The following is an 18,973-nucleotide window of genomic DNA, read 5'->3' as shown; positions in this document are numbered from 1 at the left end:
TTACCCTTCTTCCACAATAGAGGTATTAAAATAATTTAGATGATGTGTCTGCCGGCTAAAATATGATTTAAAATCGGAATATTGCTGTGGCAGAGTGTTAAGCTCTTTTTCAAGCAGCAGCAGCTCATCATGTATTTTCTGATCCATCTTTTCTTCATAAGTCTGAAAAGTATTTTTTTGCTGTTCTTCTAACCATGTAAGCAAAAATAAGTTATCTTCATAAATACAATTCTTATCTGCTAAAAGCAGTTTTATCATTACCCATTTCTTTAGGACAGCTGTTAACTGATTATTCCCCAAGAAGCTAGAGACATTTTCAATAAGCAATGTTTCGATTGATATTTTCAGCTGTAAATACGCTTGGTAAGAATTATATTCTTTATAATAGAGTTTCATTTTACACTCATTAATCTCTTTTATAGCAATTGCTAAACGATTTATAAATTTAAAGTCATCTATTTCTGAGAGCAGATAATAATATAAGCCGCTATAATAATCTCCCGCTAAAACATGAAGCTGTTTCGTAAGCAGATGTTCCTTATTCTCGTCAGGCTTATTATCGGCAGGTACTAAATCATGAGTATCAAGCGCAATTTGAACAAGCATTGTTGTAATAATATATGTGTCCCTATTTAAATGGTTCGAAAACCTGTCCTTTGGAACAATCTTTGAGAGGATAAAGAGTTTATTATCATCAATATTGGGCTTTTGTATATATTTTCCTAGGAAAGCATGATCTATTTTATCTTCTATTCTATTTTTAAGTCGTTGTATCTCATTTGTTGAATTGTTCAAAGAAATCACCTAAGCCCTTTCATCTATTAAAGTGCCTTAGTTATTATAGCATATTTTAAACTAGAACTGCATCCTGCGTTTCAGAATAGAAGTTAAAATTGATTCCAGCAGCTGAAAATATAGTTTTATTCGTTGGACATTTCACCATTGCTTGTTTGAATAACAGCTTTCCCACGAATTTTTACAGCAGAAGTATGTTCAGTGAATTGTGCAATCATTATTTCGTTTTTATCCAGCTTTTCCGTGTGATGAAATTTGGTATCGGTACCTCTTGTAAGACCGATGACATTCACCCCATCTTCTAATGCTTTTATAACTAAAAAGTCTGATCTAATACTTGATTCACTCATTTTCTTCTCTCCCTTAAGTACTAGCTATATGTATGTTCATTCATTTAAATAATATTATACGCTTATGTTTAGAAACTCTACATTCTTTTGCTCACCTATTTATTTCATTAAAAAAAGGGCACGCGTAAACGCACCCTTTATAGCCCTATGTAGCAATTATTTAACAGCATCTTTAAGAGCTTTTCCTGGTTTGAAAGCAGGAACCTTGCTAGCAGGGATTTCAATTTCTTCTCCAGTTTGTGGATTGCGTCCTTTACGAGCCGCACGATCACGTACTTCAAAGTTACCGAATCCGATTAACTGTACTTTTTCACCTTGTTTAAGTGAATCCATGACTGCATCAAATACAGCTTCTACTGCTTTTGTTGCGTCTTTCTTAGAAAGCTCACTTTTTTCAGCTACTGCATTGATTAAATCTGTTTTGTTCATGACATTCACCTCCTCCCGAAATGTTAAACTTGACAAGAGAACAAATAAATCGTCTGTATTCATTTGTTCACAACTTTGCCTCTTTCTATACTTGGTTACTAAATTCAATTAGTAACAAGGCTAATATTAAACGACTTTGCTCTAAAATTCAACAATATACGTGGATTTTTCCATAATTATTTCGAAAAACACCACTTTATTATGATTTGAGCCCCGTTTTCAGAAAATACTTTACGAAAACAACAGTCATTATTAGCATTGGGCTTACTATAACATATTCGACAGAGATATGTAATTTCCTTCTGTCCAAATGAAAAATAGAAAAAAATAATAGCAGCTGATTCAGCTGCTATAAAATAATTGCGAGTAAACCACCAGAACCCTCGTTAATTATTCTTTCCAGTGTGTCTTTTAACTTATAACGAGCATTCTCCGGCATTAATGAAATTTTCCCTTGGATTCCTTCACGCACAATTGAACTTAAAGATCTTCCAAAGATATCTGACTCCCAAATGGATAATGGATCATCTTCAAAGTCCTGCATTAAATATCTTACGAGTTCCTCACTTTGTTTTTCCGTTCCAATAATCGGAGCAAATTCGGATTCAACCTCTACTTTTATCATATGGATAGAAGGAGCAACTGCCTTTAATCGAACGCCAAACCGTGTCCCTTGTCTGATAATTTCTGGTTCATCCAGTATCATATCCTGCACACTTGGAGCAGCAATGCCATATCCAGTCTGCTTTACCATTTGCAATGCACTGGCAACTTGATCATATTCTCTTTTTGCGTGTGTGAAATCTTGCATTAATTCTAATAAATGATCTTTCCCGCGAATTTCTTCTCCTACTATTTCTTTCAATATTTCATCATATAGATGCGGTGGAGCATGCAAATCGATTTCTGCAATCCCTTCGCCCATTTCCATTCCTGCTAAATTAGCTTTTTCAATATACTCATGTTCCGAAAAACTTGCTACGATATCATCTACATCACGGAGTCTTTTTATATTCTTAACCGTTGTCTGGATAGCGTCCTGATAATTAGAACGAAGCCAGTGATTATCTTTTAACACCATTACCCAGCTTGGCAAATTCACATTTACCTCTAATACCGGGAACTCGAATAATGCTTCTCTTAGAACATTATAAACATCAAGTTCAGTCATTGTTTCCACACTCACTGGAAGCACTGGGATATCATATTTTTCAGCTAATTCCTGCCGTAAGAGCTCTGTTTCCTGGCTTGATGGCTTTAAGGAGTTAATAATCATGATGAATGGTTTTCCAACTTCTTTAAGTTCATCAACAACTTTAGCTTCCGCTTCTTCATAATCAGAACGAGGGATTTCTCCGATTGTTCCATCAGTAGTAACAACAATTCCAATTGTAGAGTGTTCTTGAATTACTTTCCTTGTACCGATTTCTGCCGCATCATTAAAAGGGATTGGTTCTTCATACCATGGTGTATGAATCATTCTCGGACCATTCTCATCCTCAAATCCTTTTGCTCCTGCAACCGCATAACCTACACAGTCAACTAAGCGGACATTTACATCAAGACCTTGCTCTACATTAACTGTTACTGCTTGATTAGGAATAAACTTAGGCTCGGTTGTCATAATTGTTTTTCCTGCCGCACTTTGCGGCAATTCATCCAGTGCTCTCGACCTCTCACTTTCCTCTGCGATATTCGGTAATACTACAAGCTCCATAAATCTTTTGATGAATGTTGATTTTCCAGTTCGAACAGCACCGACGATTCCGAGATAAATATCCCCGTTTGTCCGCTTGGAAATATCTTTAAAAATGTCGATTTTCTCCAAAAGAAATCCCTCCTGATCCTAAAGTCTCTGTTCAATAGCAAAAGAATAATAATTGACATTACAAGTCTATGATGTTGTCCCATTGAATTATGCATAAATATTCCAAGCTGAATAATTCAAATTGAACGTATTTAAGCTGAAAATTAATATTCGCTAACAACAAAACACCCTTATAATAATCTATATTACAAGGGTGTTGTATTATGCTTATTAAATTACTCAGTCATAAACACTGCTTCGCCATCTTTAACCGTGTAAGGCAAGGAATATGCTGGAGCAAACGGTGTATGATCTGTTAAAAGAAAGCGGATATCATCGCCCTCTTTATAATCATGTTCGTACTCATCGAGAGCTTTCTGAAGATCAATTCGATAATCAACATAAAGATTGCCATGAACATCCATTATAATTGGCAGGTTTTCCTGGCTGTATGGACTAACCACTGTTGGCTGTCCTTCTAAATTTAACTTCTCATGATCGATTAAATAGATGCCTTCTTCTACCTTTTCCCCGAAAGCTGGATATGTATTTTTTTGACGGAATGCATCTAATCGGATATTCACACTGCGAATAGTCTCCGTAATCCGTAAATCAATCACTTTAACTGCAGGATCTTCCTCAGGATTTATCAATATGTATTGATAGTGCCCGCCATTCTCAAAAGCATTTCCTGGAACCTCTGCAATTGCATTCGCGTCCTTTAAGGTCGTAAAATCAATCAAATACTTTTGAAAAATTGGCGTGTCATTTGCTTTGGTACGAATAGGCACCAAACCATCAGTATCCTCACGATACGTGTCTATTGCTGATTGGACTGTTTCTAACTGTGTATCATGCGGAACCTGATTTTCGGCCTTTTCACTGTCAGGATAGAGACACCCTGTTAATAATACAAAAGAAAAAAGTAAAACAACAGTTTTTATGTATGAAACTTTCAATCACTTAACCTCCTATGCGATTTAACGAGTTGGACCAGTAAAGACGATATAAATAATAATGAGTGCACCTGAAACTAAGGAAAGATAAGCCAAAAGTGAAACTACACCAGCTAGCCAGCCTTTTAATTTTCTTCTGCTTAACCAAATAAGTCCCATTGCTAAAAATAATAAAATAATTCCTGCAAAGGAAATATACATTTTAAGCATTGAAACGGACATCATAATCACCTCAAATTCTCAAATACTAAATTATCACCACATATTATAACATATCAGAGCTCAATCAATGAATGATAACGATGATTTGCAAATATTAAGAAAGTAAATACTTATAAAAAAAGAAGGCCGGGATGAAGGGGGCTATCTCCATCCCGGTTGACTAGATAATACCCATGCAGACTCTATACATGAATGCTTGTGCGATTCATTTTATGCGAGAATTCTTATTTCTGTATCCTCATCTGCCCAGCAAACATTAATTATCTAAAAATTTATTCATTGAATTTGGATCGAGTGGCAGCTTGTTTTTAACAATTGATTCTACAATTTTGTCTTCCTTTTCCTTAGAAATCGGTTTATTTGCCATTCTAGCCAGCTGACGAATTAAATTACGCACCGTAACTTCATCCGAAAAATCGGCATGTTTAACCGAATCAGCTATCTTATACACTTCATCTGGATTTATATTTGCCTTTTGCTGAATTTTATCAAACATATTTTTTTGAAAGTTACTCACAAAATATCCTCCTTGCAGCTTATTTATTTCAAAATAGTATATGCAAGGAGGATAAATACGTGTATTTTAAGAATACCGTTCGTTTATTAAGTTTTGAAGGTCATCCATTTCTTCACGCTTGTCTCGAGACATTAATTGTTCTACAACTTCTTTTGGCTGTTTATCTTCGAATAAAATTTCATAAATACCTGTAGTTATTGGCATATCTACATTTTGCTCTCTCGCAAATTGACTTGCCGCTTTTACTGTGCGTACACCTTCAACAACCATTCCCATTTGTTCAAGAACATCATCTAAGCGATGTCCTTTCCCAAGCAAGTTCCCAGCACGCCAGTTTCTGCTGTGTACACTTGTACAGGTCACAATTAAGTCACCTACACCAGACAAGCCTAAGAAACTCATTGGATTTGCTCCTAAAGAAGCACCTAGCCTGGCAATCTCTGCTAATCCTCTTGTAATCAATGCTGCTTTCGCATTATCACCAAATCCTAAGCCATCTGAAATCCCAGCGCCTAGAGCAATAATATTTTTTAAAGCTCCGCCAAGTTCAATGCCTAATATGTCTTTACTGGTGTAAACCCGAAACGTATCACTATTAAACAGATTCTGTGCATGAATTGCTTTTTCTTGGTTTTGTGCTGCTACAGTAACTGTTGTCGGATGTCTAAGTGCTACTTCCTCCGCATGGCTTGGACCAGATAAAACGACGATATCTTCATAAGGATAATCATTCATTTCCTCTGCAATCATCTCTGATACTCGTTTTAATGTTAAAGGCTCAATTCCTTTGGAAGCATGGACAATTGTGACATCTTCAGGGAGGATATCTCCTAGAGACGCACATACTTCGCGTATTGCTTTAGTAGGTACTACAAGCACAATCGCTTCTACTTCCGCAACAGCTTCCTGTAAACTGGAGTACGCCTTCAATGTTTCAGGCAGATCAATTTTTAAATAACGTTCATTTCGATGTGTTTCGTTTATTGTGTCTGCTTGTTCTATACGATGGCTCCATAGACGAACATCATGTCCGTTATCTGCTAAAACAACGCTAAGAGCCGTCCCCCAGCTCCCAGCACCTAATACAGCAATTTTTTTCATCTTGATTACCTCCGTATGCTACTGACGCTTTCTTACAAATATCTTAATTGGAGTACCAACATATCCAAATGCTTCTCTTATTTTATTCTCCAAAAATCGTTCGTAAGAAAAATGCATAAGTTCTGGATCATTTACAAAAATCGCAAATGCTGGCGGTTTAACTGATACTTGTGTTGCATAAAGTATTTTTAAACGTCTGCCCTTCATGGTTGGAGTTGGGTTCATAGCCAACGCATCCATAATTACATCATTTAAAATATTTGTTTGGATTCGTTTTGCATGATTTTCACTTACCATTTTTACTGCAGGGATTAACGTATGAAGACGTTTTTTTGTTTTTGCTGAAAGAAAAACAATTGGAGCATAGTCCAAAAATAGAAAATGCGCTCTAATCTTATCCTCAAACTCCTTCATTGCTTTTTCGTTTGAATCGACAGTATCCCATTTGTTCACAACGATGATAACAGCTCTTCCAGCTTCATGTGCGTATCCAGCAATACGCTTATCTTGTTCAATAATACCTGTCTCGGCATCGATGAGCACTAAGACCACGTCAGAACGTTCAATAGCTTTTAAGGCACGCAGCACACTATACTTCTCTGTTGTTTCATAAACTTTGCCGCGTTTTCTCATGCCCGCTGTATCGATAATAACAAAATCCTGTTCATCTTTATGGAGGTGTGTATCGATTGCATCACGGGTTGTCCCTGCAATGTCACTTACAATTACACGCTGCTCATTCAATAACGCATTTACCAAGGATGATTTACCCACATTTGGCCTGCCAATCAAACTAAAATAAATCGTTTCATCGTCTTCATCATCCGGTACAGGCTCAGGGAAATAGCTGACAACTTTATCTAACAAATCACCCAATCCGAGACCATGCGAACCTGAGATAGGGAATGGTTCACCAAAACCAAGTGAGTAATATTCATAGATTGTTTCCCGCATTTCCGGATTATCCATTTTATTAACGCCTAATACAATTGGTTTATTCGATTTAAATAAGAGCTTAGCGACCTCTTCGTCCGCTCCAGTAATACCTTCTTTGCCGTTGACAAGGAATATGATAACATCTGCCTCATCAATGGCTATTTCCGCTTGTTGACGCATTTGAACAAGCAAAGGTTCATCACCGATTTCGATACCGCCTGTATCGATTAGATTAAATTCATGATTCAGCCATTCTGCTGAAGAATATACACGGTCTCTAGTAACACCAGGTATGTCTTCAACGATTGATATTCTTTCTCCGACTAATCGGTTAAATATAGTTGATTTTCCTACATTCGGTCTACCAACAATTGCAACTACTGATTTTCTCATGAAAGGAACATCCCTTCTTCTCTTCTAATTTCTTCACACTACTTCATTCATTCTAGCAAAATCAACTAATATAGACAATTATTAAAGGAAAACAATGCATATAATAATTAAAAACGAGCCTATTCCTGCTCTTTATTGAGACACATACACGGCTTTCATAAATTGTTTACCACGCTATAAGATAAGAGTCTTCATATAAACGAACTGCATTTTGCTATAATGATTATTTCGTCCTTTGATTATATAGTAATACTAAGAATTTAACTACTTATCTTCGGTGTTAGCCAATAATTTAACTGCAAATACATGATGAAATATTATTTAATGGTTAATATATGTTTTGCTTCATACAGAAAAAAGACTTTTCCAGATGAAGGAAAAGTCTTTTTAAAGTTTCACAAAAACTTATTTATATTTGTCGAGTTTGTCACCGATTACGTCGCCTAGCTGAAAGCCAGAGCTGTCTTCGTCTTTTTCATAATTTCTAACTTCCGCTTGTTCTTGTTCCTGCTCAAGTTCTTTAATACTCAGGGAAATACGCTCCTCTGATTCATTTACATCAAGTACTTTTACATTTACTTTTTGATCAATTTCAAGCACTTCCTGTGGTGTCCCGATGTGACGGTTTGCGATTTGTGAGATATGAACAAGCCCTTCTACACCAGGGAATAATTCAATAAAGGCACCAAAGTTTACTAAACGTTTAACAGTTCCTTCAAGCACATCTCCGCGCGACACACGCTCACCAATATTTGTCCATGGTCCAGGAAGCGTTGTTTTGCGGGAGAGAGAAATTCTTTCGTTATCAAGGTCTACTGAAAGCACTTCCACATTAATTTTGTCGCCCTCGGCTACTACATCAGACGCTTTTTCAACATGCTCATGAGCAAGCTGTGAAATATGAACTAGACCATCAATACCGCCCAAATCAACAAAGGCACCAAAACTTGTAAGGCGTTGAACAGTTCCTTCAATCACTTGACCTTCTTCAAGTGATTCCAGCAGTTCAACTTTTTTCTTCTCAGCTTCTTTTTCAATGACAGCACGATGTGAGAGAATAATACGATTTTGACTTTGATCCAATTCTTCGATAATAACCTCTAATGGTTTTCCTTGATAATCACTAAAATCTTCTACAAAATAAGTTTCTACGAGGGATGCCGGGATAAATCCGCGAATACCCACGTCAACCACAAGTCCGCCTTTGACAACCTCTTTAACGACTGTTTCAAAAACTTCTTTGTTATTAAATTTCTCTTCCAGCTCTTCCCATGCCTTTTCAGCATCTGCTGCTTTCTTAGATAATACTATTTCATCATCTGTTACTTTCTTTACTTGCAATGTCAGTGAATCTCCCTCACTGACAACATCACTAGGAAGTTCTACATGCAGGCTGGATAACTCACTGATTGGCACAATTCCTTCTGTTTTATAACCAATATCAACAAGAACCTGTTTTTCTTCAACTTTTACAACAGTCCCTGTTACTGTATCGCCTACGTTCAGTTGTGGAAATTCATTTAATTCGTTACTCATATCCTTTAGCCTCCTAATTAACAGTTCATATCGATAAAAAAGTTATTCTTTTTATAACTTCTAATAATTACAATTGTTTGTCAAGTAAAGTATACTAATCTTAATCAATTTTCAATTCTTTTTACTTCTTCCAGAATACGATGGACCACCTCATCAATTGATAGAGCGGTCGTATTCACTTCTATCGCATCTTCTGCTTTCACAAGTGGTGCAGTTTCACGATTAGAGTCTATTTCATCTCGTTTTTGAATCTCTTTCTTTAATTGTTCCAACTCGGAAGGCAATCCTTTAGATATATTTTCATCATGGCGTCTTTTCGCTCTTTCATCTACAGAGGCGATCAGGAATATTTTCACTTCAGCATCTGGCAGAACATGCGTGCCAATATCCCGGCCATCCATAACCACTCCAAGATTTTTTGCTAAATCCTGCTGACGTTTTACCATTTCTTTACGGATTGATGTAAGTTTCGCAATATAGGAAACTTTTGTTGAAACTTCTTGATACCGTATTTCTTCTGTTACATCTTGACTATCCAGGAAAACACGTTGACCGTGTTGATCATTTTTCAACTCAATATTTGTTTCGAGCAATAATTCTAATACTGCTTTTTCATTAGATAAGTCAAGCGCTTTATTTAAAGCTTTAAGTGTAAGGGCACGATACATAGCCCCTGTATCGATATAAATATAATTCAATTTTTCAGCAACAATTTTTGCAACTGTACTCTTTCCAGCAGCAGCTGGTCCATCAATTGCTATTGCTGCAGTTTTCTTATCACGCATCTACAACATTCCGTCCTCTCGACGAATGTGAGAATTGTATTTCACATTCGTTAGCCAATATGATATAAATTATCTTTACTATTTCATCATAGCATAATTCAAAATGGAAGGTCTACATTCTCATACTATGTTAATTCCTTTTTTCGAGCTTCTCTTTGCTTCTCAAAACAAAAACTGATGATTTTCTGTTGTTCTTGTTGATTCAGTGAAGAAAATTTCACGGAAATTGTATCTACCTTATTTTTAGATTGAATAAAAACAACTTGAGCAATATTATTTATATACTCTATTCTTTCTGTTTTTAAGGGAAGCGCAAGCCAGATATCAAGTTTTTGTCCAAGCTTAAATCGGGATGGGTCAGTCGTAATAATCGACAAACCGCCTCCGCTTATATCGGAAGTAATAGAAGTGAAAGGAGTAAATGTCTGGTCCAGGCTATGTACAGAAACATCAACCGCAGCGTTAACACGTACGAATTCTCTGCGCTGAACTCTATCTATTTCTCCTTGATCGGGCATGGAGATAATAATACCTGGAACATTTAATTTAACTCTTCCCATAATTTCAGTAGAAAATTGATATACCGCATCTTCATCGCCAACATAACTGGCAGCAAAAGAACTTCCTGTTGTAAAAAATTTGGTTTTCTTTGTTAAAGCATGAATTGGATAGTCTATAATAAGTTCGTTCTCAGTTCTATCAATGATCTTACAGTGATATTTTTCAACCTCATTGCCAGGCAATTTGTACTCTAAAGTTAAAATCGCACCGATTTTCATTTATTCTCCCCCATTTTTTAATAAATTCGGTGAAGGTATATTCTATAGAGTATATTATTACAGATTAATTAAAAAAGGGAAAGACTTTTAGCCTGCCCCTTTTAATTATTTATTGCATATTTCAATTCTTTTCCACCAAGTTTTTCTATTTTTTCTTCTTTTCCATCTAACGCATTGATGAAAATTCGGAAAGTATCCTCACCTAAAGTTCCAAGAAACTCGTATGCCAGTACTTCTTCTCCCAAGTCATTATCGATAATCGCTAAATGACTCTCATGAATTTCAACTTGCGGATTTACTTTTTCCTTAGCCTCTTCTTCAGTTATTTCAGGGTCTGTAACCTTCCGGATGTGATGGTTACTAAAGTAATTGCTTGTTGTTAAGCCAATAATCTCACCATTATCTAAAGCAACCTTTACTTCAATTGAATCAGAATAAACTCTAATCCCATTTTGATTATACAGAAATGAATACATTCCATTTGTATCATATTCCGCACTTTGATATAGCTGCATATCCTTAAATTCTAAGTCTTCAATATAAGCTTCAGCTTTTTTTGCACCTTCATTTAAACTTACTTTCTTTTCTTTCACAGGACGATCAATTAACAGTGTTAAAGGGTGGCCGCCTTTCTTTGTTAAATCCAAGTATGCTTTTTTGTCTCCATTAGAATAGTTTATACTGTACAGCGGTATATCTGCTCCTTTACCAGAAGATGTTATTTCCAAATCATCCTCCGTTTTCACATGTAAAAGTTTCTTCCCAAAGGAAAGTGCTTCTTTTTCATTTAATTCTTTACCAGATACTTTTTCGAAATAATTTACTTTCGCATTGACTCCTATCAATCCTGTTTGCTGATTTGCTTCAGAATAGCCCTCTACATTTTTTTCAACTGTTTTTAATCCATCAATTATCGTATTATCACTTTGCTCATTATTTACTAGGGCAAGCTGTACATCCATCCACCGCAAATTATTTTCCATGGCAAGATGCTGCGTTCTTCGCAATTCATCTTTTATGTCACCAGCCTGCGTGTATAATTCTTTTAAAATATCAGTTTCCTCACCAGATAGTGGTTCATCATCAAGGTTACGGATTGCAGTTCGATAAGTGAAATCTCCGATATCAGAAAGAAACTCTTCCGTTTTATTGAATGGAAGCAATCCCAATGGAAGCTGTGAAACATTCGTATGCGCCTCAGAAGTTATTCTCCAGATATCTACAAATTTCGGTGATAAACGATCATGTGAATTCATCGCTAAAACTGTACCAATCTCATCATGGAGCAAATCCATATAATAACTTAATTCATGAAAAGATTTTTGATAGCTATTTTCAGCTTGAATCAATATTGCATTTTTCTCCTGATGTTCTAGATAGCCCCATACTCCAGTTCCAATAACTGCGATAGAAAGAACACCAATGGTTATCCATCGAAACATATTATTTCACGCCTTTCTATTTCTATTTACAAAAGATATGTTTGCCTATTTGTTTAATTTGTGGTCTTGTCCAAATCCAGCCTGAAGTTGCAGTGTCAGGATTAAAATAGTACAAAGCTTCAGATGTTGGGTCCCAGCCATTGATTGCATCCAGCACAGCCTCTGTCGCTCGTTCATTTGGAGTGAGATAGATTTGTCCATCAGCAACCGCTGTAAATGCTCTTGGTTCAAATATCACGCCAGATACCGTATTTGGAAAACTCGGACTTGCCACCCGGTTTAAAATAACTGCAGCTACTGCCACTTGACCTTCATAAGGTTCTCCCCTCGACTCTCCATAAACAGCATTTGCCATTAGCTGAATATCATTTTGGGAGAATCCTTGAGGTACATTTACTGCTGTAGTATTGCTTGCTGGAGGCTGTTCATCTGCTGTTTGTTGCTGCTGTTTTGATGTCCCGCCATAATGTGTAAACTTTTTTCCTTGATTGATTTGCTGTTTAACATAATTTTCATCATAATCACTTGCTTTCGTTAATTTGTTCTTTGTCTGTTCTCCAGCAAGACCATCAATCGGTAAACCAAATTCATACTGGAAGTTTCTTAGTGCCCAGTATGTGCTCCAGCCAAATACACCATCGATTTTACGGTTATAAAAACCTAAAAATTGTAATCTTGATTGCAGTTCAATAACATCATCACCAATTGCACCGTGCTGAATGACTTGAGGGCTAAATGCTTCGATTTCTGTTTCATCACCAAGGCTGATTGCAAAAATACTTAAACAAAATAAACTAAACACGATGAGATATTTCATTCGCAATTTCCTTCCTCCTCTTATACCAATTACTTGAATCTAGTTTCTGTTTAGAATCTCTTTTTATACATAAAAACAAAAAGCATGCACAACTTTTAATGTTGTACATGCTAATTAAAACTTTAAAGTAAAGTCCTGGCTGCTCAAATTCAGTGCAGTTTTAGTTTTGCTGTCTAATTATCTTCTGCTTGAAGTCGCACACACATCCTATGCGTCCCAGCTTACCAACCGCCGCGAAAGGCCCAGTGTGTCCAGCTGCGGGTTTCAGCGAAGATTTAATCTTAATTAAAATTGCCAGCACTTTCTATTAACTATGGATTAGGAAAGCGGGTTGGGCTGGTTTGCTACTTTCATACGGTGAAGCCCGAAAATCCACAGGGCAATCATGAAAGGTACAAGGTAATACAACCAGTATGTTGTAACAGTTTGTAAAATAAAATTATAAATTCCATGCAAAACAAAAGGAATGAAAAAGGCTAAAGCTAAATTATAGTTCGTGCTGCTGTCCCGGATTTTTGCCTTGCCAAAATAATACCCCATTATTACTCCAAATAAGGCATGCGAAGAGACTGGGAAGAATGCACGTGAAAACCCATACTCAATACCATTAGTTAATAAATAGAGCACATTTTCTACTGAAGCAAATCCTAGACTGATTGCAACAGCATAAACAATACCATCATAATGATCATCAAATTCTTCATGATTATACATTACAAACATAAATACAAACCATTTAAGAAATTCCTCCAGTAATGCAATTTGCAGAAAGGATTCAAAAAAAGTATTCATATGTATACCTTCACTTGTAAAGGCATGCTGAATAAACATGATTGGAAATACAAGTAATGCACCCAAAATAAAAGAACGCACGATTAACGCAAGTGGTTCCTGAAATTGATCCTTTAAATAAAAGAAAGACATTAATGCAACAATTGGGGCAAACCCGACTGTCAGAATTGCTATCATAATGACAAACCTCTTTCCAATTACATTACTTTTATCGTATCATTAGTTATGAGTATTGGAAATAGTAAAAAGATAAAAGCAGGTGATAATCCATGAAGAAAATTTTAATAATCCACACAGGTGGAACAATATCAATGCTAGAAAACAAAGAAACAGGAGAAGTACATACTACAGAAAAACATCCATTAAGCGATTTATCTTCCGAGTATTCTGCAATTGCTCAAGTTGAGGAAGTCCAAATCTTTGATCTGCCATCTCCGCAAATTACTCCAGTCCATATGTTAAAATTAGCAAATAACATACAAGCAGTGATTAATCAATATGATGGAGTGGTAGTAACTCATGGTACGGATACACTAGAAGAAACAGCTTATTTTTTAGATCTTGTTCTTGAAACAAATAAACCTGTAATTATAACGGGGGCAATGCGTTCTAGCAATGAGATTGGCTCAGATGCCTTATATAACTTAATCAGCTCCTTAAGAGTCGCAAATGACAATGAGGCACATCATAAAGGAGTCCTTGTAGTTATGAACGATGAGATTCATACGGCAGCAAACGTAACTAAAACCTCGACAGTTAACTTCTAATTACTACCTTTCAAAGGACATTTATAGTAACATGAAAAATAACCTCCATATAGGAAGTTATTTAATGTATATTTTAATATTTATTCTATCATTGCTCGTTCTTAACCACTCTATTTTATGAACTATTTCTTTATATAGTTTATTTATCACAGCTGGATTTTCACCGCTAGATATTTCCTTGTAGAGTTCTTCAATCCTTTTTATCTTATCTTTTTCGCTTGAATTGTTTGCATTATTTAATTTATTTACTAGGTAGGAAATCTCTTCACTGTTATTTGATATCTTATTCCTTCTTTCTTTTACCCTGTCTTTGACCTCGTTTAAATCATCATATATACCTTCGCCTTCTTCAAATGCTGCTTGAATTCTATTGATTGCTTTATTATGCTTTTCATTATCTCTTTCCAAACTTCTTATTTTGCCTTCGATCTCTCCTAGCCTGCTCTTCTGCGAATGCAATCTATCCTTATTCTGTAGAAGCGTTTTTCTAAAATCTTTAAGCCTATTTTTCAAAATATCCTCAACTAAATATGTTCCCCCACCTTTATTATCCTTACATTTTCCACATTTTTTAAAGAAAGTATTTCCATCGCTCTTCTGTATTGTCAAAGTTTCTCCACATAAACCACATTTTACCAATCCAGATAGTGTATTCCTTCCATTCCCATTATGATGGTTTGCTTTACTTCTTAATATTTCACGTATTTGCATTAACTCATCTTCGTTCATCAGAGGTTCATGGCAGTTCTCCACTACTATCCATTCATCCTTTGGGTGTTCCTTGAATGGCTTTTTTGTTCCATCTGGGTTTTGAGACAACTTAACGCCACTTGTCTTGTTTGAGATGATTCTCCCTAAATAAACTTCGTTTGTTATTATATTCTTAATTGTGTTACCATTCCATTTTTTACCCCTAGGTGAAGGCACGTTCATGTCATTTAATTCAGTGGCTATTTTATTTAACGACTTTCCATTAATGTACCCGTCTACCATTCTGCGGAAGACTTTGCTCTCTTCCTTATCAGGTTCTAATCCTTTTACATCCTTATTGTATGAGTAACCATAATTTGGAACCCCATAGACGAACAGACCCATTCTTGCCCCAATTTTCTTACCATTATGCATACGTTTCGTAATTATTTTATACTCCCTATTAGCAAAGAATGACTTGTAGCTCAACATCTCTTCGTCACTTTCATCATTCATATCATAGACATTAAATGGACTCATAGTTATAACTAGTGTTCCACTTAACCTTAAGGCTCCAGTTATCTTCTCAGCATCGGCAGCAGACCCTCTCGTGAGTCGGTCCCAATCAAATACGATTATGGCATCGAATAATTCTTCTTTTATGTCTTTTATAAGATGCTTAATTTCCACTCTTTCTGTTATAGTTGAGCCAGAACCAATTTCTTTATACTCAACATACTTTAGCTTATTTTTCTTAACAAAGTCATAGATTACTTCAGAGTGTTTCTCTAAATCTGTATCAATATCACCTCTAGAGCGTCTCAAGTAAATACCTACATGTTTTATATATTTCAACACTTCACTTTTATTGTAATCCCCTAATATATTCACCAACTTCAACTACCTCAACTTTCCAAGTCTATTTCAAATATAAGCTGTCCATCTACTTCATATAACTTATTGCTTCTTATTTCCCACACTCTCTCATTGACATTATCTCTCTTGATGCCCATTCGATTTGCTATCTTAATGATATGATCAATGTTTCTAGTTTTGCCAAACTTTTCTTTTATTCTTTTTTGTACACCTTTTGAACCTTCAGTTTCATAGAATTGTATAACAATCTGCTTCTCTTCATCAGTCCATAAATCATCTCGTTCCTCTAATGAGCGTTCGAGTCTAGACTGTATTTTTACAGCTTCGCGTTTCCTAAGCCCCATGTATTTGGCTCTCCTGTTTATTTGTCTAGGCGTGTATTCAGGTAGAATTTTCCGCATCTCTTTCATTGTTTTTATAGGATAATATTTCTCTAAAGTAATGATAGCTTCATCTGTCCATATTCTGTTTGACATACAGTATCACCTCTAAGTTATAAGTCTAATATTAATATACAATAAAAAACCCTTAAACACAACGTCTAAGGGTGGTGAAAATATATTTAATCATCCATTTCTTCAATAATACGAAATATTGCTTCAACTTTATCCTCACTAATCTCCCATTCTAGATTATCAGGAATAATTAATTTTTGCATTTTATCACTCCTTGATGTATTTGTTCTATACTTATGTTTATGTAAACTTGTCCTATTCGTACTTATGTATTAATTCCTCAAACAACTTGTCAATCCTATAAAAATAGCGCGTTCTATTTAACTTCTGTTCTATCTTTACACCTATCTCTTCACATATCGCAATCGGAATAGATGCTTTATTTACTTTTGATTTATAAGTATGCTCTAATTGGTTCTCAGCTATGTTTTTATATTCATTAAATTTATGTATTGGTATGAAGAAAGTTTCATTGCTTGTTCTAAAGTTAAAAATGAAACCCGGCATAACACCTTTGAATTTACTTGCTTCTGTCAAACTTTTAATCTGATACTCTTTAATCATGGATTCACTGAAAGATATCGATTTGGATTTAGTGGACTTTAGCTCGATAGGGAATAAATGTTTGTTATGATAAAATAAAAAGTCATACTTATTTTTAGCTGTCTTAGCTGCTGCCATATTCTTTAACAGCATTGGATTTACATCTCGAACCCTGAAGCAGAAAATCGACAGCTTATTAGAGCTGTTTTCCAATGATTCTTCGAAGATTTTTCCTTCGTTAGTCTTTTTCGCTATTACTCTCACATCCTTTCGTAAATTAATTGTGTTTATATAATTTATTTGAGATAGTTAGCTAGATTACTTAGAATATTGCTACTAGCTACTTTAACAATTTGGATATCGCTACCAGCGTATTTATGTGTCAAGTCTTCGTCGTATGCTTGTCTATAATATTCGAGCTTGTCTTTTGCATTAGCTATTGGATTGATAATAATTTCATTTTCTGTAAGTCCCTCCATCTTAATTGAAACTCCTACATAGCTCATGTTGCGCTCAATTGCACCATTGAAACAATCCTCTAAAGCTTTCATTGTAAATTTACTCATTTATTACCCTCCTGTTAAAATAGTAATTTTAACGTGAATATATGTCTATATGTAGTATCTATTTAATAATTAACGTCTATATATTGTGCTTTTCTCTACTTAACATTTCTGATCTATACTCTTTTTCCATCTCATAATCAAACTCCCACTGTTCAATTAAATTTATCAGCACTTTTACATTAATTATCTCGTTGGATTCTGCTTTACGGTAAAGATAGTTCTTAACGCGTGGAAGAGCGTACTCTTCTTTGGTAATCATGAATTGCCTCCTTTATAAATGTTGGACTGCCTAACTCCGTACTACACTCGCTTGCGCTTATGCTTGGGTGTTGCCATACTGTGTATGACGCAGGGTTAGAGGTCTGCAGTCTCACCTACTATTAACCCTTGTTCGGCAAGATGGTTGGGTTATCCCATCATTGCTATGAATCTTGAGAAATTATATCTTCCTGCAATTTTAATACCTAAATCTTGTTGAGTTTGTTTATCTAGACTTTTCCATACACTATCAAGCTCTTCTAGTACTTGACTACTAGACTTTCCCTCTGCATCAATTCCAATCTCTTTTAATGCGTTTATTGATCTTTCTACACTGTTAATTCTAGTATGAATAGACTTTGATGTATTGGCGATAATTTTCCCACTCTCACCAGTTATTTTGCCTATTCTTCTTGCAGATTCTTCGTAGTTCATTTATATCCTCCTTTGACGTTTGGTCGCTACCCTTTAATTTTTATTAAGTCATGTAATTACTTCATGTTTGATATATACCACATCCTCTTTACTTACGGTAAGTTTCGGCAAACAAAAGAAGTTGCCTGCTTCGACCGCTTGCTCCTGAGGAATTGGTGCCATTTTAGCATTGCTAGAATAGGTGACTAGGATTTTTCCATTTTTCAGATGAATCTCATACCTTACACTCTTCTCTTCTAAATTCATTTTCTCACCTCCTCTAATTGATTAAAGCTTATTTTTATTTATCTATTAATGTTTCGCCATCTAGATGAATCTTGTCTCCTGCTATTCGTACACCTTCCTTAGATAAGTTAATAGCAGATATAATCTCATTTCTACTTACTTTTGTATCAAATGCTCTTTCAAGACTATGAGCATATGAATAAATCACATCTAAATCATCTTTTAAAATTTCCATCTCTTCTCTCAATTTGTTAATCTCATCCATCTTCTCACCTCCTCTCGATAAATCTTAACTTTTAATGTGTTTCTACGGATACGTGTCATTCGATTAAACTCTTTAATTCACCAACTTCTCCAATGCTTCAGCTATCCAAACTAAGCCGAGAATACCTCCAACCATTATTGAGAAAAGTATAATTGTTAAAATGTTTGTGTATTCAAGTCCAAAATTAACTAGTTTATCGTGAAACGAACGCTTCAAACTTATCACCACCTTTGTAA

23 protein-coding genes and 2 pseudogenes are annotated in these 18,973 nt (G+C 35.4%); 1 reads left to right on the top strand and 24 read right to left on the bottom strand.

Annotated features, from left to right (window positions below):
• From NST93_RS05000 to prsW, 15 genes are all read right to left on the bottom strand, one after another.
• The gene (locus NST93_RS05000) at positions 1-795 is read right to left on the bottom strand and encodes a heptaprenyl diphosphate synthase component 1 (protein ID WP_405101801.1); all 795 of its coding nucleotides are present in this window, start codon (positions 793-795) and stop codon (positions 1-3) included.
• Positions 796-920: 125 nt separating this feature from the next.
• Positions 921-1,145 (bottom strand): trp RNA-binding attenuation protein MtrB, encoded by a 225-nt coding sequence (gene mtrB / locus NST93_RS04995; protein WP_405101799.1) that lies wholly within the window; start codon positions 1,143-1,145, stop codon positions 921-923.
• Between the two features lie 156 nt (positions 1,146-1,301).
• Entirely contained in the window at positions 1,302-1,574 is a 273-nt protein-coding gene (locus NST93_RS04990; protein ID WP_405101797.1) for an HU family DNA-binding protein, read from the bottom strand.
• A gap of 349 nt (positions 1,575-1,923) precedes the next feature.
• Positions 1,924-3,402 (bottom strand): stage IV sporulation protein A, encoded by a 1,479-nt coding sequence (gene spoIVA / locus NST93_RS04985; RefSeq protein ID WP_405101795.1) that lies wholly within the window; start codon positions 3,400-3,402, stop codon positions 1,924-1,926.
• Between the two features lie 215 nt (positions 3,403-3,617).
• A complete protein-coding gene (locus tag NST93_RS04980; protein WP_405101793.1) occupies positions 3,618-4,340 on the bottom strand; it encodes a hypothetical protein in 723 nt (240 codons plus the stop codon).
• A gap of 21 nt (positions 4,341-4,361) precedes the next feature.
• The gene (locus NST93_RS04975; protein WP_405101791.1) at positions 4,362-4,547 is read right to left on the bottom strand and encodes a DUF2768 domain-containing protein; all 186 of its coding nucleotides are present in this window, start codon (positions 4,545-4,547) and stop codon (positions 4,362-4,364) included.
• A gap of 268 nt (positions 4,548-4,815) precedes the next feature.
• Complete coding sequence (locus NST93_RS04970; protein ID WP_405101790.1) at positions 4,816-5,076, bottom strand: stage VI sporulation protein F; 261 nt, start codon at positions 5,074-5,076, stop codon at positions 4,816-4,818.
• A 66-nt stretch (positions 5,077-5,142) separates the two neighbouring features.
• Positions 5,143-6,177: an NAD(P)H-dependent glycerol-3-phosphate dehydrogenase gene (locus NST93_RS04965; RefSeq protein ID WP_405101788.1), complete on the bottom strand. Its 1,035-nt coding sequence runs from the start codon at positions 6,175-6,177 to the stop codon at positions 5,143-5,145.
• Between the two features lie 18 nt (positions 6,178-6,195).
• Positions 6,196-7,506, bottom strand: coding sequence for a ribosome biogenesis GTPase Der (gene der, locus NST93_RS04960; protein WP_405101786.1), 1,311 nt, complete (start codon positions 7,504-7,506; stop codon positions 6,196-6,198).
• A 405-nt stretch (positions 7,507-7,911) separates the two neighbouring features.
• A complete protein-coding gene (rpsA, locus tag NST93_RS04955; RefSeq protein WP_405101785.1) occupies positions 7,912-9,042 on the bottom strand; it encodes a 30S ribosomal protein S1 in 1,131 nt (376 codons plus the stop codon).
• A 104-nt stretch (positions 9,043-9,146) separates the two neighbouring features.
• Positions 9,147-9,827 (bottom strand): (d)CMP kinase, encoded by a 681-nt coding sequence (cmk, locus tag NST93_RS04950; protein ID WP_405101783.1) that lies wholly within the window; start codon positions 9,825-9,827, stop codon positions 9,147-9,149.
• A 125-nt stretch (positions 9,828-9,952) separates the two neighbouring features.
• Complete coding sequence (locus NST93_RS04945) at positions 9,953-10,606, bottom strand: flagellar brake protein (RefSeq protein ID WP_405101781.1); 654 nt, start codon at positions 10,604-10,606, stop codon at positions 9,953-9,955.
• A 101-nt stretch (positions 10,607-10,707) separates the two neighbouring features.
• Positions 10,708-12,048 carry a germination protein YpeB gene (gene ypeB / locus NST93_RS04940; RefSeq protein ID WP_405101779.1) on the bottom strand — a complete coding sequence of 447 codons (1,341 nt, stop codon included), beginning with the start codon at positions 12,046-12,048 and terminating at the stop codon, positions 10,708-10,710.
• 22 nt (positions 12,049-12,070) lie between these two features.
• On the bottom strand, positions 12,071-12,865 hold the full coding sequence (gene sleB, locus NST93_RS04935; protein WP_405103756.1) for a spore cortex-lytic enzyme: 795 nt from the start codon (positions 12,863-12,865) through the stop codon (positions 12,071-12,073).
• Positions 12,866-13,183: 318 nt separating this feature from the next.
• Positions 13,184-13,834: a glutamic-type intramembrane protease PrsW gene (gene prsW, locus NST93_RS04930; protein WP_405101777.1), complete on the bottom strand. Its 651-nt coding sequence runs from the start codon at positions 13,832-13,834 to the stop codon at positions 13,184-13,186.
• A gap of 92 nt (positions 13,835-13,926) precedes the next feature.
• On the opposite strand from prsW, the pseudogene NST93_RS04925 reads away from it, so the two are divergent.
• Positions 13,927-14,418: pseudogene (locus tag NST93_RS04925) on the top strand (asparaginase); the annotation flags it as partial.
• A 63-nt stretch (positions 14,419-14,481) separates the two neighbouring features.
• Here NST93_RS04925 and NST93_RS04920 read toward each other — a convergent pair.
• The 9 genes and pseudogenes from NST93_RS04920 to NST93_RS04880 all read right to left on the bottom strand — a co-directional run bounded on the left by NST93_RS04920 (position 14,482) and on the right by NST93_RS04880 (position 18,953).
• Positions 14,482-16,005, bottom strand: coding sequence for a recombinase family protein (locus NST93_RS04920; protein WP_405101775.1), 1,524 nt, complete (start codon positions 16,003-16,005; stop codon positions 14,482-14,484).
• A gap of 14 nt (positions 16,006-16,019) precedes the next feature.
• Positions 16,020-16,466: a hypothetical protein gene (locus tag NST93_RS04915; protein WP_405101773.1), complete on the bottom strand. Its 447-nt coding sequence runs from the start codon at positions 16,464-16,466 to the stop codon at positions 16,020-16,022.
• Between the two features lie 243 nt (positions 16,467-16,709).
• A pseudogene (locus tag NST93_RS04910) lies at positions 16,710-17,243 on the bottom strand (hypothetical protein); the annotation flags it as partial.
• Between the two features lie 41 nt (positions 17,244-17,284).
• Positions 17,285-17,554, bottom strand: coding sequence for a hypothetical protein (locus NST93_RS04905; protein ID WP_405101771.1), 270 nt, complete (start codon positions 17,552-17,554; stop codon positions 17,285-17,287).
• A 76-nt stretch (positions 17,555-17,630) separates the two neighbouring features.
• Complete coding sequence (locus tag NST93_RS04900) at positions 17,631-17,813, bottom strand: hypothetical protein (RefSeq protein WP_405101769.1); 183 nt, start codon at positions 17,811-17,813, stop codon at positions 17,631-17,633.
• Positions 17,814-17,962: 149 nt separating this feature from the next.
• Positions 17,963-18,247 carry a hypothetical protein gene (locus tag NST93_RS04895; protein ID WP_405101767.1) on the bottom strand — a complete coding sequence of 95 codons (285 nt, stop codon included), beginning with the start codon at positions 18,245-18,247 and terminating at the stop codon, positions 17,963-17,965.
• 48 nt (positions 18,248-18,295) lie between these two features.
• Positions 18,296-18,493 (bottom strand): hypothetical protein, encoded by a 198-nt coding sequence (locus NST93_RS04890; RefSeq protein ID WP_405101765.1) that lies wholly within the window; start codon positions 18,491-18,493, stop codon positions 18,296-18,298.
• A gap of 34 nt (positions 18,494-18,527) precedes the next feature.
• On the bottom strand, positions 18,528-18,737 hold the full coding sequence (locus tag NST93_RS04885) for a gp58-like family protein (protein WP_405101763.1): 210 nt from the start codon (positions 18,735-18,737) through the stop codon (positions 18,528-18,530).
• A gap of 72 nt (positions 18,738-18,809) precedes the next feature.
• Complete coding sequence (locus tag NST93_RS04880) at positions 18,810-18,953, bottom strand: hypothetical protein (RefSeq protein WP_405101761.1); 144 nt, start codon at positions 18,951-18,953, stop codon at positions 18,810-18,812.
• Between the last annotated feature and the right edge of the window lie 20 nt (positions 18,954-18,973).

The sequence above is a fragment of the Oceanobacillus sp. FSL H7-0719 genome, from assembly GCF_045040795.1.
Classification (GTDB): Bacteria; Bacillota; Bacilli; order Bacillales; family Amphibacillaceae; genus Oceanobacillus.
Note: the sequence above shows the minus strand (reverse complement) of the source record. Positions and strands in the feature narration are given on the sequence as shown.